The organism is Vibrio sp. M260121 (assembly GCF_036533715.1).
Lineage (GTDB): Bacteria > Pseudomonadota > Gammaproteobacteria > Enterobacterales > Vibrionaceae > Vibrio.
Map to the genome: position 1 here is coordinate 33,851 of NZ_JATABF010000002.1, position 13,849 is coordinate 47,699.

Sequence of the window (13,849 nt, forward strand, 5' to 3'; positions counted from 1 at the left end):
ACACACTTCTTCATTGTCATAAGAGTCGAACAGTATGGTAAATGATGTGGATTTCACCTTTGATGTTTCGGGGTTCTCCGGTGCATTTAAAGTCGAAAGCTTCCGGATCACGGAAACAGTCTCTTCTCCCTTTGAAATGAATCTAACAGTATTGTCTGACGACGATGCCATCACATTCGATATGTTAAGCCGAAAAATGGGCGTCCTGAACCTTTTTGGCCAAGGCATAGGGACTGCTCGTCAGTTTAATGGCAGTATCTCTGAGCTTCGCTATTTAGGTACTGGTCGCCGCTTCTCGCGTTATCATATTACCTTGGTTCCACACCTTTGGTTTCTCACTCTGCGTCAAGATTGTCGAATCTTCCAGATGCAAACCGCGCCCGACATCATTCGTCAGGTATTTGATGATGCAGGCATGAGCGATTACCGCTTTGAACTGTCAGCGCAATATGAAGCGAAAGAGTACGTTCTTCAATACCGTGAGAATGACCAGCACTTTGTGCAGCGATTAATGGCAGAACATGGGCTTTGGTACTATTTCGAACACAGTGACGCTGGACATACCATGGTCATCGTCGATAGCAACGATGCGATACCTGAGCTCATCAGTTCACCTACTAATGCTTCTTACCTAGGACCTGTGATTTATCATGCCCAAGGTGGTGGCACGCCAGATCGAGAACACATCTTCGACCTCGAACAAACGCATCGTACTCGCACTGGCATCGTCAGCTATGGCGATTACAACTATCTCACGCCGAAAATCCCACAAGGAAAAAGCGCCGATGAAGGCCCGAACTTTGATTTGCAGCGCTACGATTATCTTGGCCGTTATACTTCACCAGACTTAGGGCAGCAGCGTGTAACGGAGTGGATGTCCGAATACACGGTGGACAGCCATCAGATTGAAGCTGCGAGCGATATCATGCGTCTCACCGCAGGCTACAGCTTCGATATCAGCCAGCACCCTCGTTCAGGCATCAACCGTGATTACCTCATGTTGACGGTGATGCACACTGGCTTTAACCCTCGTGTGCACGAAGAAGAATCGAGCGATGAACCTACGACTTATCACAATCAGTTTGTCTGCTTACCTCGAGACGTAACATTCCGTGCAGCTAAAATGGCGTCACCTGTCGTTGATGGTCCTCAAACCGCGGTTGTAGTTGGTCCTGCGGGTGAAGAAATCTACACCGATGAATATGGTCGCATCAAAGTTCAGTTCCATTGGGACCGCTACGCACAAAGCGATGAGCATAGCTCATGTTGGCTACGTGTTAGTCAATCAATGGCAGCACCCAACTGGGGAGCAGTCTATCTACCTCGTATTGGGCATGAAGTGATTGTGACCTTCCTAGAAGGCGACCCAGACCGCCCATTAGTGACGGGTGCGGTGTACAACGGTCTACACACACCGCCATACCCATTACCAGAAAATAAAACTCGCACTGTGTTTAGAACCCAAAGTCATAAGGCTGAAGGTTACAACGAAATGTACTTTGAGGATGAGAATGACCAAGAAGAAGTGCACTTCCGTGCTCAAAAAGACATGAAGACCAAAGTGCTCAATAACCGGTATCGAGACATCGGAAATGATGAAGAGTTAAAAGTCGGCAACAACCAAGAAAATAATATCTTAGGCAACCGTAAAGAAGTGATTGACGGACATAAAACCTCCATCACTAAGCAAACCTTTATGGAGCAGGTTGAGGAAGATGTTCACGTTACTTACAACGCTAATGAGAAAAAGCAAATCGCGAATAATCAAACACTATCCATTGATGAAAACCGCCAAACAATGATTGGCAAAAGCACGTCTCTAGACATCGAAGGAAATGCGACACTTGCTATTCTAGATAGTCGCTCTGTAGATGTCGGAAGTGACGATTTAAAAAGCATTGGTGCAAACCTCACGGTGGATGTTCAAGGTAATACGTCTATACGCTCAGATGGAGAGACGACCTATATTTCTGGAGAGGAAATCAAAGTTCAGGTTGGCTATGCGGGATTAATACTAAAAAGCAGTGGTAAGATTCAGCTCTATGGCTCTTCGATTACGATAGATGGTGGGTCTGAGAGCATCATCAAAGGTGGTAAAGTCGCTATTAACCCGGGTAAAGGTAAATCTCGCTTTATAGAAGCTCCGCCATATGAGTCTTTTATGCGTTATAACCAGCGCATTGTATTGAAAGACCAGTCCACAGGTGTTGTACATGCAAACAAGCAATACAAGATAGTGTTTGAGGATGGAAAGGAAATTTTTGGTAAAACTAACGACAAAGGTCAAACATCGTTAATAAATACCAAAGATTTAGAGGCTTCGTTTGATATTTACTGGAGAGAAATCTAATGACAGATGACCTATGGATTTATGCTGGCAGCTCAAAAACAACAGATGCGAACGATAAAGAACCGGTAGAGCTCAATGTCTCTGCAGGAAATATGTTTTGGGCCGATGACCAAAGTGGTCAGGATTTAGATATACAATTTGCTGTTAATGGTAAGTTAAGCCCGGTGTTGCCGAAAGAATTCACGCCTAAGGCGACGCTGATTCCAAATACCATTGAGGGTACGTGTAACTCTGTTGAAGTGTATGTGAACGGGCGAGGTTACACCGTAATAGAACGGGTGCCTACAGATGTAATAAACTCCCCCGGGGATCTAAAAGCAGCGATAATGACGTGCCCTGCTAAGGCCAAGAACCAAGATACTTTCATTAGACCTAATAATGGTGATGTTAATGAAGAAACCATTGCCATCTTGAAGGCAAGTGATAGTTTAGTTCTTCCAGAAAACCAATTAGGTGAGGTTTACAATATAGACGAGCTAACAGAGGAGATGGTTTCTGCAATTTATGACACTTTAGCAGAGAATTCTTTGTTGGCACTTGAGTTCTACGAGCACTTTGGTAGTGACAATAGAGATCAAAATGCTGCTGCTACAATTATGGTTCAAGCATATGAACATGGTAAAGCTTACAGATATTACAAAAAAAAGTATGGATTGGACCAGGCTAGAGCTTACCTCAAAGAGTTTATAGTAGAGGGCCGTTTCACATTGAATAAAATGAAACAATGGGGCGGTAAGTACGGCCTGACATTTAAAGGAAACAATAGGAGCCGCATATTTCTTACTTCTGTTAACTATGGGGTCAAGCATGAAAAAATTAAAATGGTCGGCACCACCTTACAAATGGCGGAAGATGTAAAATCGAAAAGTTACAAAAAATACTGGGGCAGGGTGTTAGATGATTCAATCCCTTTCAAAGGGTCAAATATTATCACTTTTGTTTTTGTTGCATCATTTGATGTGTATGAATTTTTTAAAAAAGATGTTGGCGAGCAAAATATTGCTGAGTTTCTAGGTGCTTTAGGTATGACTACAGCAAAGCTTTTTGTCGCTGGCGTTTTGTCTGCTATGTTATTAACTTTGATTGTTATAGGCTTAGGCTCTTTTGGGGTAACTATTAGTGCTGGAATTCTTTTATTAACTATTGCAGGGGTATCTTTTTTAGTTGGTTGGGGGGTTGATGCTTTTGATTCGTATCTTGGCATTAAAGATAAAGTAAAGTCATTTTTAAAAGAAGCTTTTCCTGAGTTAACTTTGGAAAATATGATTAATAAAGATATAGACAAGATGAAAAGTAATGTTGACAACTATATTGGTTCTTCCGCAATGAAAGGATCAGGATTTTTTGGGTTTTAAGGTTTATTATGGAAATTTACTCAGATAATAATCTGGATTTAAGTGTTAAAAGATTCTGTATATTATCGTTGTTTGTTTGCTTTCTACCGTTTCAAGTAGCATATACTATTGGTTCTGAATATTACATCTCTAAGGCTTATTGTTGGGCTATGCTTTTAATTACGAGTGCTGTACCATTGTGCACATTTACTAGGTTCGGTATTGATTTTATCCAAAAAAAACTTGAGTTTGGTTTTGTTTTTTTTCTAAATATTATTATTCAATTTTCAGTTTTCATAATTGAACCTATAATTGTTAATTCTAAAGATATTTTTGATATTCATTTTTATATGTTCTCTTCTCTAATTGTTGTAAATATTTTTGGTGTTTTCTCTGGGTTTGTTTTTAGTGATAGAAATAACTTTAACAATAAGAAAAATATTATCGTCAGAGGTAATGAAATTGAAGTTAGAGCATCAGATATCTTTGGTTTGCTTAGCCTCCACAGAATGCCTTTCCTAAGAAAACCATTTAAAAAAATGAGAAACGCTCTGGTTATTGTTGGTTTCTTAATCGGGAGTAGTGGTGCTGGTATCGCTATGGGGATGGCGGAAGTGCTGAAACGTTCCGACATTATAAGTCCTGAAGTAGGGGTTCACGCCGTAGGTTTTTTCAGTATTGGTATGCCAGTGCTGTTCACTTTCGGGATGTTGACTTATTCGATGGTGGCTTATTATCTTGAGTGGCGGAAGTTGATTGCTGAAATAGAGAAAGATTTTGGTGAACATAAAATTATCTATAATTTTCAGAAAAAACCATATAAGAAGATTAGAGAGATACTAGATTCAAAAGAATAATTCAAAAAACGTATATTAAGAAACCAGGTAGAAAATTGTTTTTACTGCTGTATAAAACAAAGCCGCTGAGATTATCAGCGGCTTTGTCGTTTTAACTCGCTATCTAATTACTTAGCAGTTTGCGGACGTGGCTTGCGACGTTGTCCTGATGGCTTGTTGCCTGACGGTTTACCGTTTGAAGGCTTTGCGCCTGCTGGTTTGCCGTTGTTAGGCTTGCGGTTACCTGATGGTTTGCTACCGTTACCGTTTTTATTTGCGCCCGGTTTGTTTGCACCTGACTGGTTGTTATTCGGTTTGTTACCACTTGGCTTGCCGTTTGAGCGAGATTGGCCGTCACGGTTGCCTTTTGGCTTACCAGCGCCGCCTTTGCCTGATTTGTTTTCGCCCTTGCCATTTTTGTTGTCGCTGTTGAAACGACGCTTTGGTTTGTTGTTACCGCCGCTGTTTTTCTTCTCAGCAGTTTGACCGTTTTCACCTTCTGCTTTTGGCTTCTTAGGCTTTTTCGGTTTCTTTGGCTTGATAGGGCGAGTATCTAGCTTCGACTCTGGCAATACGTTTGTTGGTGCGTAGCCTTCTAGCTCTTTACGAGGAAGCAGCTGTTGAATCAAACGTTCAATGGCAAACAGCTCTGATGCTTCAAGTGCGCACACTAGAGAAATCGCTTTACCCACTTCACCAGCACGACCGGTACGACCGATACGGTGAACGTAGTCTTCAGCCACTTTTGGCAGCTCAAAGTTAACCACTTGAGGAAGCTGAGGAATATCGATACCACGTGCGGCGATGTCCGTTGCAACTAATACACGAACTTCACCAGATTTAAAGTCAGCCAGTGCTTTAGTACGTGCGCCTTGGCTCTTGTTACCGTGAATTGCTGCAGCTGTAATCTTTTGGTCGATTAGGAACTTCGCTAAGCGGTTTGCGCCATGCTTGGTTTTGGTAAATACCAATACTTGTTTCCAGTCACCGTCTTTGATCAGTTTGACCAGCATTGGGGCTTTCTTCTTCACATCTGCTGGGTAGATGCATTGTTCTACAGTGCGTGCTGTCGAGTTTGCAGGGTTAACTGAAATCTCAACAGGATTGTTTACCAAGCCTTTTGCAAGGTCGCGGATTTCATCAGAGAAAGTCGCAGAGAACAGAAGGTTCTGACGTTGCTTAGGCAGTAAATCAAGAATCTTGCGAATGTCGCGAATAAACCCCATGTCTAGCATGCGGTCTGCTTCGTCCAGAACCAGCATTTCTAGTTGGTCGAACTTCACAGCGTTTTGGTTGTATAGGTCCAATAGACGACCTGGTGTTGCAACCAATACGTCCGCACCTTTACGTAGGCGAAGCATTTGCGGGTTGATCTTCACACCACCAAATACCACTGCACTCGTTAGAGGTAGGTGACGGCTGTACATGAACACGTTTTCTTGTACCTGAGCAGCAAGCTCACGAGTTGGCGTTAGCACCAATGCGCGGACTTGGTTGCTGCGCACACGTGGACCGTTCGACAGACGTTCAAGAATCGGAAGCGTAAAGCCTGCCGTTTTACCTGTACCAGTCTGCGCTGCTGCCATCACGTCTTTCCCTTCCAAAACAGCTGGAATTGCTTGTGCCTGAATTGGCGAAGGGGTGTCGTAGCCTTTTTCCTGAATAGCTTTAAGGATTGGAGCAGATAGACCTAACGAGGTAAAACCCATATGTATGATTCTCAATTGTCGAGTTAGATAACAAGGCGTCGAATTTATGTACGACGCGAAAAGTGCGACATTCTGAGGCTTTTAAGCGTTAGCTTCAACTATTTCCGTCATGGATAATTTTTTGAAGCAGATCTCATTTCTCACGATAGCGTTAAAATGCAGCCTTTACCTCAAGTTCGCTTGAGGTCTTAGAGTGTTTAACAAGTAAAAGGAAAACTAAAACGATAACCCAAATTAACAAGGAACAACGTTATGAAAAGCTATGTTGAACACGCCAATATCTCCGTTGTAAATGCGCGCAAAACCATTGAATTTTTAACGACTGCTATTCCAGAGTGGACAATCCGTGGTAGCGGTAAGCTTGATGACTGGTTTGGACGTCCTATCGAATGGTTTCATGTCGGAGATGAGCATTCTTACATTGCGATCTCCGATGGTGGAGATGGTGATGCTGGGCATTGGACAACACATTTTACTGGCATGAAGCATCTCGGCATCGTCGTCCCAGATGTTGATGCGCTTGTCGCTCGATTAAAAGAAGTGGGTTATGAGCTTGACCACTGGGGCGCGGAACACCCATTTCGTAAAAACGTCTATTACTTGGAAGATCATGGGATGCAGTTTGAGTTTGTCGAGTATCTGTCAGACAAAGACAGCGAACGAAATGATTACACTCAGTAGTGTTTATTGAATTAAGGCTGGAGCAAGGCATAGAGCGTATACCTTGTCTTAAGGGTGAGGCTAGTGCTTCGCGTGATCCAAAAAGGCTTGAGTTAGCAGTTGGAACAGCGCGTCAGTATCTGGCCTTTCTTCTATGTGATTGAATAGGGGAGTGTGCACATCGCCACGAATATCATCGTTATGTCCGCAGAGGCGATTACATAACTGCACAGGTTCAACGATCTTTTCTACGTCTGCATCAATAAGAATGCAGGCCTGAGAGAGCACCACTTGCCCGCCGCCTTTCTTCAGTAAGACTCGCTGTGCGGTTCCCACCACTTTTTGTCCATTGATGTTTAGGTTGTAGTCCCCGTCACAATAGGAGTTGGGTGTAGCGTGCACATCAACCTTTACACCAAGTTGTTCAAAGAAAACCTCTAGGACAGAACATAAGTCGAGATACGCTTTTTTGATGTCGTATGGCTGACCTTCTGGCCAATGATAGATGTGAGATAGATTAATAATTCCAGGAACTTGAGGTACGGGTGCGCCGCCAGTTTTTCTAGAGAATAGCTTCCAGTTAGTGTCTTCAAGGCCTTGTTCAAGCTCGTCTGAAATAGGCCACTTCTTTCCTGCAGGAAGGACGAGCGTTGGGCTTTTCACTTGCCACAACAATAAGACTTGAGAGAGTTGATCCGTCTGCACGAGTTTGATCAGTTCATCTTCTTTACTGAAAACATCTGCGACTTCAGTGGATTGATAGCGGATCAGTTTATTTTTGGAAGCCAAATTCAGTTCCTCTTTTCATCTACTCTTCAGTTTTACTCCAATTCCTTCACAAAATCCAATCACAACTCTGTTTTGTTTGAAAGTAAATGTTCATTAAAAACATTAAGTTAAAACCTTCAGGCGCAAATGTCGAGTCAGTTTTACAATTTGTTTTGATCGCAAGTGTTGCGTATGCAATGATTGTTATGTAATCTTTATTTCGTACCGCTACTCACATCAAATCAAAAAAGAGAATATCGCTATGAAAAAGTCACTCAGCCTAGCTCATCGACTCAGCTCTATCAGTGCACACCTACTCATCATGAGCTTTTTTATTAGCACCGTGTTGGTTGAATTATTTGGTGATCACCAAGCTATCTTGTTCGTCAAAACCTATATTTCTTATGCGATTTGGGCGGTAGTACCTTTAATGGCGGCAGCTGGTATTACGGGGTCAAAGATGGCTCCGAATGTAAAGAAAGGCCCATTAGCGGCAAAGAAAAAGCGTATACCTTTCGTTGCGTTGAACGGTATCTTGATTCTTGTTCCATCAGCCATTTACCTTCATCACTTAGCGGAACTTGGGCGGTTTGATACCACTTTCTATGTAGTTCAAATCGTGGAGTTAGTTGCTGGGTTCATCAATTTGACTTTGATGACGTTGAATATTCGAGATGCAAGAGCGTTAAAACGACCAACAAAAGCGCCTAAACAGGCTGTTATGTAAAGCATAAAAATAATTTGTTGGTCATCGTCTGGGTGATAAATAGAATCCGCAGACTATTTAATTCTAAGGCGATGAAATTATGAAAAAGTTAATGACTGCTGCAGCATTAGCAACGTTGTTAACTGGCTGCGTGACCTTCCCAACGCAAGAGTCCGAGCAAGTGAAAGTGATTTGGGATGATGTAAACGCAATCGCAAACTGCCAGCACCTAGGCACAGTAATGGGCTCAGAAGGCCACTTTTATGATTACTGGCTTCATGCAGACAAAGACATGGTTTGGGGCACACTAAACCAAATGCGCATTAAAGCAGCAGAGCTAGGGGCAGATACACTTTACTTGTATCAACCACTTGGCTTCTCAAGCTCAGTGACCATGTTCGCTAACGCGTATCAGTGTCAGAACTAAAAGAAAAAAGCAGACGTTAATGTCTGCTTTTTTCGTTTTAGTATTTGCCTTCAAGGCATAGCAAGGAACGACAAGGGAGACGCCGTGGATGCTAGTTATTTTTGCCCTGCGACTTAATTCAGCTCAGCTGTTTAGTTCAGTCCAGCAGTCGCCATGGCAACCGAATCGGTAAAGGACAAAGAGAAAGCGTCATCCGTGTTCAGAACTTTTGCTGGGAACTCTAGGCTTAGCTTAGCCTCTGGTGCGACTTCTGATTTGATACTGGTAATGAACTGACGAGTTTCTCCAGGTGAGATGGTCAAATCTTTGCCCGCTTGTGGGCCAAGCTCAGCGATACCAATCGTCGTTAGGCCATTACCTTCCTGATCGACCAAGCTCAACAAAGATTCTGATTTGTATATCAGTTCGCCCTTGTCGGTTTGATAAGCTTTGAAGGTATTAAAGTTCGGCTGTAACTCACCGTCAGAGGCTAAGTTAGTCACTGAGAAGGTGACGTTAGAGCCATCAAACTTCTCGACTCGAACAAGTACGTTCGCATCTTGGTATCGAGCGGCCGCAGCTGCAGCTGCCATTTCTCTTTGTCGTTCTTTCTCGCGCTCAACTTCCGCAACACGCGCTTTTTCTTCTTCAATTCGAGCTTCTGCCATCGCATAAGACTTATCAACCATCGCGAGTAGTGCAGGGATAGAATAAGCAGACAACCCTTCTAAGTGGTCGAAGTCGATCTTCGCGTTAGTGGTGAGCTTGTTGGTTGAGAACTGGCAGTGACCGTCGATTAGGCTGACAAACGCCACTTCAAACGTGCCTTGGAGTTTGCTGACTTCAATGCCCGCTTTCTCAATGTTGTCACGAACTTGTTTGATCTCTTCTAATGATTTTTTCGGCAATAAACCGTTGGGCGAAACGTCGTTTGAAACTGAAACTAATTCTTCGGTCACAAACGGATTGTTTTTTGCCGGAACAACCGTCGTGACGAGGTTAGATTGGGTGATGTCTTCACCCAGTAAGACGGTCATTTTCTGCGACGCGGCAGTTTTGTTGCCGGCTAATACGTCGCTACAGTTTGGTGAGTTGCTCGCTTGTGCGGTTTGAATCGCAGCGAGAGAAAGCATGGCGGACAAGCCAGTGACGACGAGTCCTTTCGATGGTCGATTGTTCATCCTGATAAACCCCTCTGTAATATGATGCGCTAAGCCGACGTGTATAAGTCCAATCGTGGATTGGTATAGCGACATTCAGAATGGTTGTAATTGCGTCCTCGCCACGTTCATCTTCACAAGACTGCATTGCTGATGGTTTCAGCTCGACTTTCGATAGTGATAAGCCGTCACGATCAAAAGTGTTTGAATTCGCAGATGATGCTGCAAGGTCGATGTCTTTTTTCTGAAAGATAGACGTAACTTTTCAAGGCTTCAAATCCGTGATCGAGATCTATTTTTTGCGACGGTGCGAGGATCAAGCGAAAACAGACACTTAACGTAGAGAGTTGATTTTGAGAGAAAAAAATAAATTTTTTTGGGAACTTTTTGAAACACTGCCTTTAAGACTTAATTCGCATCTCAAAGGCAGGTATTTGGATTTTAAGGTGTAATTTTTATTACAGCGCGTTGAGTACGTCTGCTAAGCGTGTTACCGCCACTTTCAATTCTTCTGGTGTTGCATTGGTGAAGTTAAGACGCAGTGCTGCTTTCACTTCAGAACCTTCTGGGTAGAAGACAGGGCTTGGTACAACCGCCACACCGTTAGCAAGCAGTGATTTTGCCAGCTCAAAGGTATCGCACTCTGGGATCTCTACCCACACGAACATACCACCATCAACAGGCTTGAGGACGCAGCTCGATGGAAGCTGTTTTTCTAGCTCTGCATACATCACATCATAGCGAGACTTGTACAGTTCACAAATGGTGCTGATGTGGGTTTCGAAGTTGTCATGTTGAAGCAAGCCGTGCAGTAGGGCTTGCATCGGTACGCTTGAGTGCAGATCCGCACCTTGTTTGATTTTAATCAGCGGTTCTAGGTAGCTAGTTTTACCCGTAACCACGCCGATGCGAAGACCTGGCGATGCAATCTTAGAGAATGAACGCAGTACGATAGAATTCTGTGGACAGAAGTCAGACACCAAAGGCAAAGCTTCACCAGAGAAACGCAGCTCGCGGTACGGTGCATCTTCGATGAAAGCTACATTGTATTGAATACAAAGCTCTGCAACCTTTTGACGTGTTTCTAGTGCCCAACATACGCCTGTTGGGTTATGGAAATCTGGCACTGCATAGAACATCTTCGGCTTTTGCTCAGCGAAGCACTGTTCTAGCTCTTCAAGGTTTGGACCGAACTCTGTTTGAGAAACAGTCACGATGTTTGCTTGAACCAAGCCAAACACCTGCATCGCACCAAGGTAGCTTGGTGCTTCCATTACCACTTTATCACCCGGATTCACATAAGCGCGTGCAATCAAATCCAAACCTTGCTGAGAGCCAGTGGTGATCATCGCCGTGTGAGTTTCAGGCAGCTTGAAGTAACCGTTTAGGAAGGTCAGTAGTGGTCCATAGCCTGCGGTTGAGCCGTATTGGAACACCTCTGGCATGTTGGCCAAGTTTTCAAGCGTCGGCTTCATTAAGTCGATTGGGAAGGTCTTCTCGTCTGGCAAACCGCCAGCAAGCGAGATGACGTTTTTATCGCTAGCGGCAGCGAGGATCTCTCGAATGTACGATGACTTTACTTGTTGTAGTGACTGTGCGATTTCCATGTGTTGTGTTTCTCGTATTTTTTAATTTTGGTTTTATTCAGAAGATAGTACATGGGATTTGCTAACTTAAGTGTGTCCATTTATGCTGTTAAACATGTCCATTTATGCTATTTCAATCAAACGCGAAGTTATGAGTCAGCAACAGGTTTCCAGAATCAATGACGTACTGTTCTACATTCACCAAGACATTAGCAGAGAATTATCCGCTAAAGAGCTAGCCGATGTAGCAGCGTATTCTGAGCAGCATTTCCACCGTATTTTTAAAGACGTCGTTGGGGAGTCAATTCACCAATACGTTCGTCGCACCCGAATGGAATACGCCGCAAACCAGTTGATGTTTGATACCAAATCATCGGTATTGGAGATTGCCAATAAGTGTGGTTTCAGCTCGGTGTCTTCGTTCAGCCGTGCGTTTAAAGCCACGTTTGATATGTCACCCGGCGCTTGGCGTAAGCACGATTTGCAAGTCGCTGAGAAGCCATACCTCAAAGACCCAGAAGTGGCGGCGGGTTACCATCGAGTCGCGAAGCGTACCTTACCGGAGCCAAAGATAGTTGAAGTGCCACAACGCTTTGCTGCTTACGTTCGTCATGAAGGCTACAACCGCTCTATTCGCAATGCTTGGTTGGTGCTTAAAGCTTGGGCGAACTCAGAGCATCGTGACTTTTCCACCCAATACGGTTTGCATCATTCTAATCCTGCTTGGGTTGAGTTAGATAAATGCCGCTACGTTGCTTGTATGGCAATTGATAAGCCGCTTAAGTATCGTGGCGTTGTGAATCAAATGACCATTCCGGGTGGCTTACATGCGGTATTTCGACTTACTGGGGTGTATGGTGAATTGCTGCCGCAGATCAGTATGGTATTAGAGAAATGGCTGCCCAATTCGGGCTTCAAACAACGCTCAACACCAGCCTACGTGCACTACCATAAAAACCATTTCCTCAATCATGAAGAGGCGTTCGAGTTAGATTTCTATTTACCGATCAGCTTCTTTTAACGAAAACAGCAAAGCCATAAAGTAGGCTTTGCTGCTTTAAGCTGGGAAGGGGTTATAAATCAGCGTTGGTGTCGCTGCCTGCAGAAACACTTAGTCCGCTTGTGGATGTATAGATACTGAATGTCTCGCCATCGACAATCCCTTCTTCTGAATCATCGTTTGCTGTACAAGTATACCCAACAGAGTACGTTCCAGGCTCTACATAACCAAACTCGTATTGGTAGGTAGCGCCTTCATCTTCGGTGACGATGTTCGCAGAGGCGATAGGCGTTTGAGATTCACTTGGCGCGAAAGTACCCATCTCGGATTGAGGAATATCACCTTCGTAGAGATACACTGCATGAGCGTAGCCATTGCCAGAAGTCGTATCGGTTTCACAACCTTGGTAAGTTGTCAGAGCAACATTCCCTTCGATCTCACCAGTGGTCACTGTATTGATTAAAGTGACAGATGTTCGTTGAATCGTATAGCCTTCGTCTTGGCCTGTCGCATCTTTCAAGCCGCGACGCAGGTCAAACTCAACCACGTAGTCATTGTTATCTGAGTTAACAGTAAATGTGTCATTGAAGAACAACACGCCAGCATTTGGCTCATCTCCAACACCTTGGGGACACTTACCTTCACCTTTTACCGTGAGTGGGATTTGATTGCCTGTTGCTTCATCGATGACGTAAGAAGGGTATTCAGGGTGATCGCCATCGTTTGCAAAAACACACAGTTTATAATCACCCGTTGGGATGACTTCATCTTCAACCAGTTCTTGTGCGTCACTTCCTTGGAAGTCCAACAGGTTGACGCTAAGCGGGAGTGGATCTTCTCCTTCCGGTAATAGATCCCCGTTTTCATCCACGTAGTTACCGTCTTCATCCGTTTTGTAAACTTCGAAGATTTGAGGTTCACTTTCTCCTTCACCAACAGGAAGAAAGGCGACTTTGCTGTATGTCACAACAACTTCAGAAACATCATCAATCGGTGCATCAGAAACGGAAAGCGTTACTGGTGTCGTCGTGCTAACGGTATCACTGTCTGAGTTACATCCGGACAGGGCCAAGATGACAGCAGTACCCACCAAGCTATATTTTACAGCGTTCATTTGTATTCCCTTTTCTTGATATAAAGCTCTATAAATGTAGCTCATTCTCTCGGGAGTAAAATGAACGTCGGGTTAGCATCAGGCCAGCAATTGTCAATTTGAGTATGGAAACGTGAAGTTTTTTAAGGGGAGGTAAAAATGTGCTCAATTCGACTATTTACAGTGAGATGAAATGCTATGGTTACTTTAAGCGGTGCTTATTATTTAAGCAGCTTATTTA

At 43.8% G+C, this 13,849-nt stretch carries 12 protein-coding genes; 7 read left to right on the forward strand and 5 right to left on the reverse strand.

The window, feature by feature from the left end; translation table 11 throughout:
• Window positions 1–34 precede the first annotated feature (34 nt).
• The 3 genes from tssI to QTO06_RS01795 are packed head-to-tail and all read left to right on the forward strand — an operon-like array spanning window position 35 to window position 4,541.
• Window positions 35–2,350, forward strand: coding sequence for a type VI secretion system Vgr family protein (gene tssI, locus QTO06_RS01785; RefSeq protein WP_331406682.1), 2,316 nt, complete (start codon window positions 35–37; stop codon window positions 2,348–2,350).
• Window positions 2,350–3,705, forward strand: coding sequence for a hypothetical protein (locus QTO06_RS01790; protein ID WP_331406683.1), 1,356 nt, complete (start codon window positions 2,350–2,352; stop codon window positions 3,703–3,705). Before tssI ends, QTO06_RS01790 begins: the two co-directional genes overlap by 1 nt.
• Window positions 3,706–3,713: 8 nt before the next feature.
• On the forward strand, window positions 3,714–4,541 hold the full coding sequence (locus QTO06_RS01795; RefSeq protein ID WP_331406684.1) for a hypothetical protein: 828 nt from the start codon (window positions 3,714–3,716) through the stop codon (window positions 4,539–4,541).
• A 107-nt stretch (window positions 4,542–4,648) separates the two neighbouring features.
• Here the strand turns inward: QTO06_RS01795 and QTO06_RS01800 are convergent, their stop codons facing one another.
• A complete protein-coding gene (locus QTO06_RS01800) occupies window positions 4,649–6,229 on the reverse strand; it encodes a DEAD/DEAH box helicase (RefSeq protein WP_331406685.1) in 1,581 nt (526 codons plus the stop codon).
• A gap of 252 nt (window positions 6,230–6,481) precedes the next feature.
• On the opposite strand from QTO06_RS01800, the gene QTO06_RS01805 reads away from it, so the two are divergent.
• On the forward strand, window positions 6,482–6,910 hold the full coding sequence (locus QTO06_RS01805; protein ID WP_038895605.1) for a VOC family protein: 429 nt from the start codon (window positions 6,482–6,484) through the stop codon (window positions 6,908–6,910).
• Window positions 6,911–6,970: 60 nt separating this feature from the next.
• On the opposite strand, the gene QTO06_RS01810 is transcribed toward QTO06_RS01805, so the two are convergent.
• Window positions 6,971–7,678: a lipoate--protein ligase family protein gene (locus QTO06_RS01810; protein ID WP_009706296.1), complete on the reverse strand. Its 708-nt coding sequence runs from the start codon at window positions 7,676–7,678 to the stop codon at window positions 6,971–6,973.
• A gap of 241 nt (window positions 7,679–7,919) precedes the next feature.
• Between QTO06_RS01810 and QTO06_RS01815 the strand changes: the two genes are divergently transcribed.
• Both QTO06_RS01815 and QTO06_RS01820 read left to right on the forward strand, forming a co-directional pair.
• On the forward strand, window positions 7,920–8,384 hold the full coding sequence (locus QTO06_RS01815; RefSeq protein ID WP_331406686.1) for a hypothetical protein: 465 nt from the start codon (window positions 7,920–7,922) through the stop codon (window positions 8,382–8,384).
• A gap of 79 nt (window positions 8,385–8,463) precedes the next feature.
• Window positions 8,464–8,790 (forward strand): DUF4156 domain-containing protein, encoded by a 327-nt coding sequence (locus QTO06_RS01820; protein ID WP_009706294.1) that lies wholly within the window; start codon window positions 8,464–8,466, stop codon window positions 8,788–8,790.
• A 131-nt stretch (window positions 8,791–8,921) separates the two neighbouring features.
• On the opposite strand, the gene QTO06_RS01825 is transcribed toward QTO06_RS01820, so the two are convergent.
• Together QTO06_RS01825 and QTO06_RS01830 are read right to left on the reverse strand one after the other, a co-directional pair.
• The gene (locus QTO06_RS01825; RefSeq protein ID WP_331406687.1) at window positions 8,922–9,950 is read right to left on the reverse strand and encodes a hypothetical protein; all 1,029 of its coding nucleotides are present in this window, start codon (window positions 9,948–9,950) and stop codon (window positions 8,922–8,924) included.
• Between the two features lie 437 nt (window positions 9,951–10,387).
• Complete coding sequence (locus tag QTO06_RS01830) at window positions 10,388–11,536, reverse strand: aminotransferase-like domain-containing protein (protein WP_331406688.1); 1,149 nt, start codon at window positions 11,534–11,536, stop codon at window positions 10,388–10,390.
• A gap of 130 nt (window positions 11,537–11,666) precedes the next feature.
• Here QTO06_RS01830 and QTO06_RS01835 point away from each other — a divergent pair, with 130 nt between their 5' ends.
• Complete coding sequence (locus tag QTO06_RS01835) at window positions 11,667–12,536, forward strand: AraC family transcriptional regulator (RefSeq protein ID WP_331406689.1); 870 nt, start codon at window positions 11,667–11,669, stop codon at window positions 12,534–12,536.
• 52 nt (window positions 12,537–12,588) lie between these two features.
• On the opposite strand, the gene QTO06_RS01840 is transcribed toward QTO06_RS01835, so the two are convergent.
• A complete protein-coding gene (locus QTO06_RS01840; RefSeq protein WP_331406690.1) occupies window positions 12,589–13,629 on the reverse strand; it encodes a DUF4382 domain-containing protein in 1,041 nt (346 codons plus the stop codon).
• Window positions 13,630–13,849 lie beyond the last annotated feature (220 nt).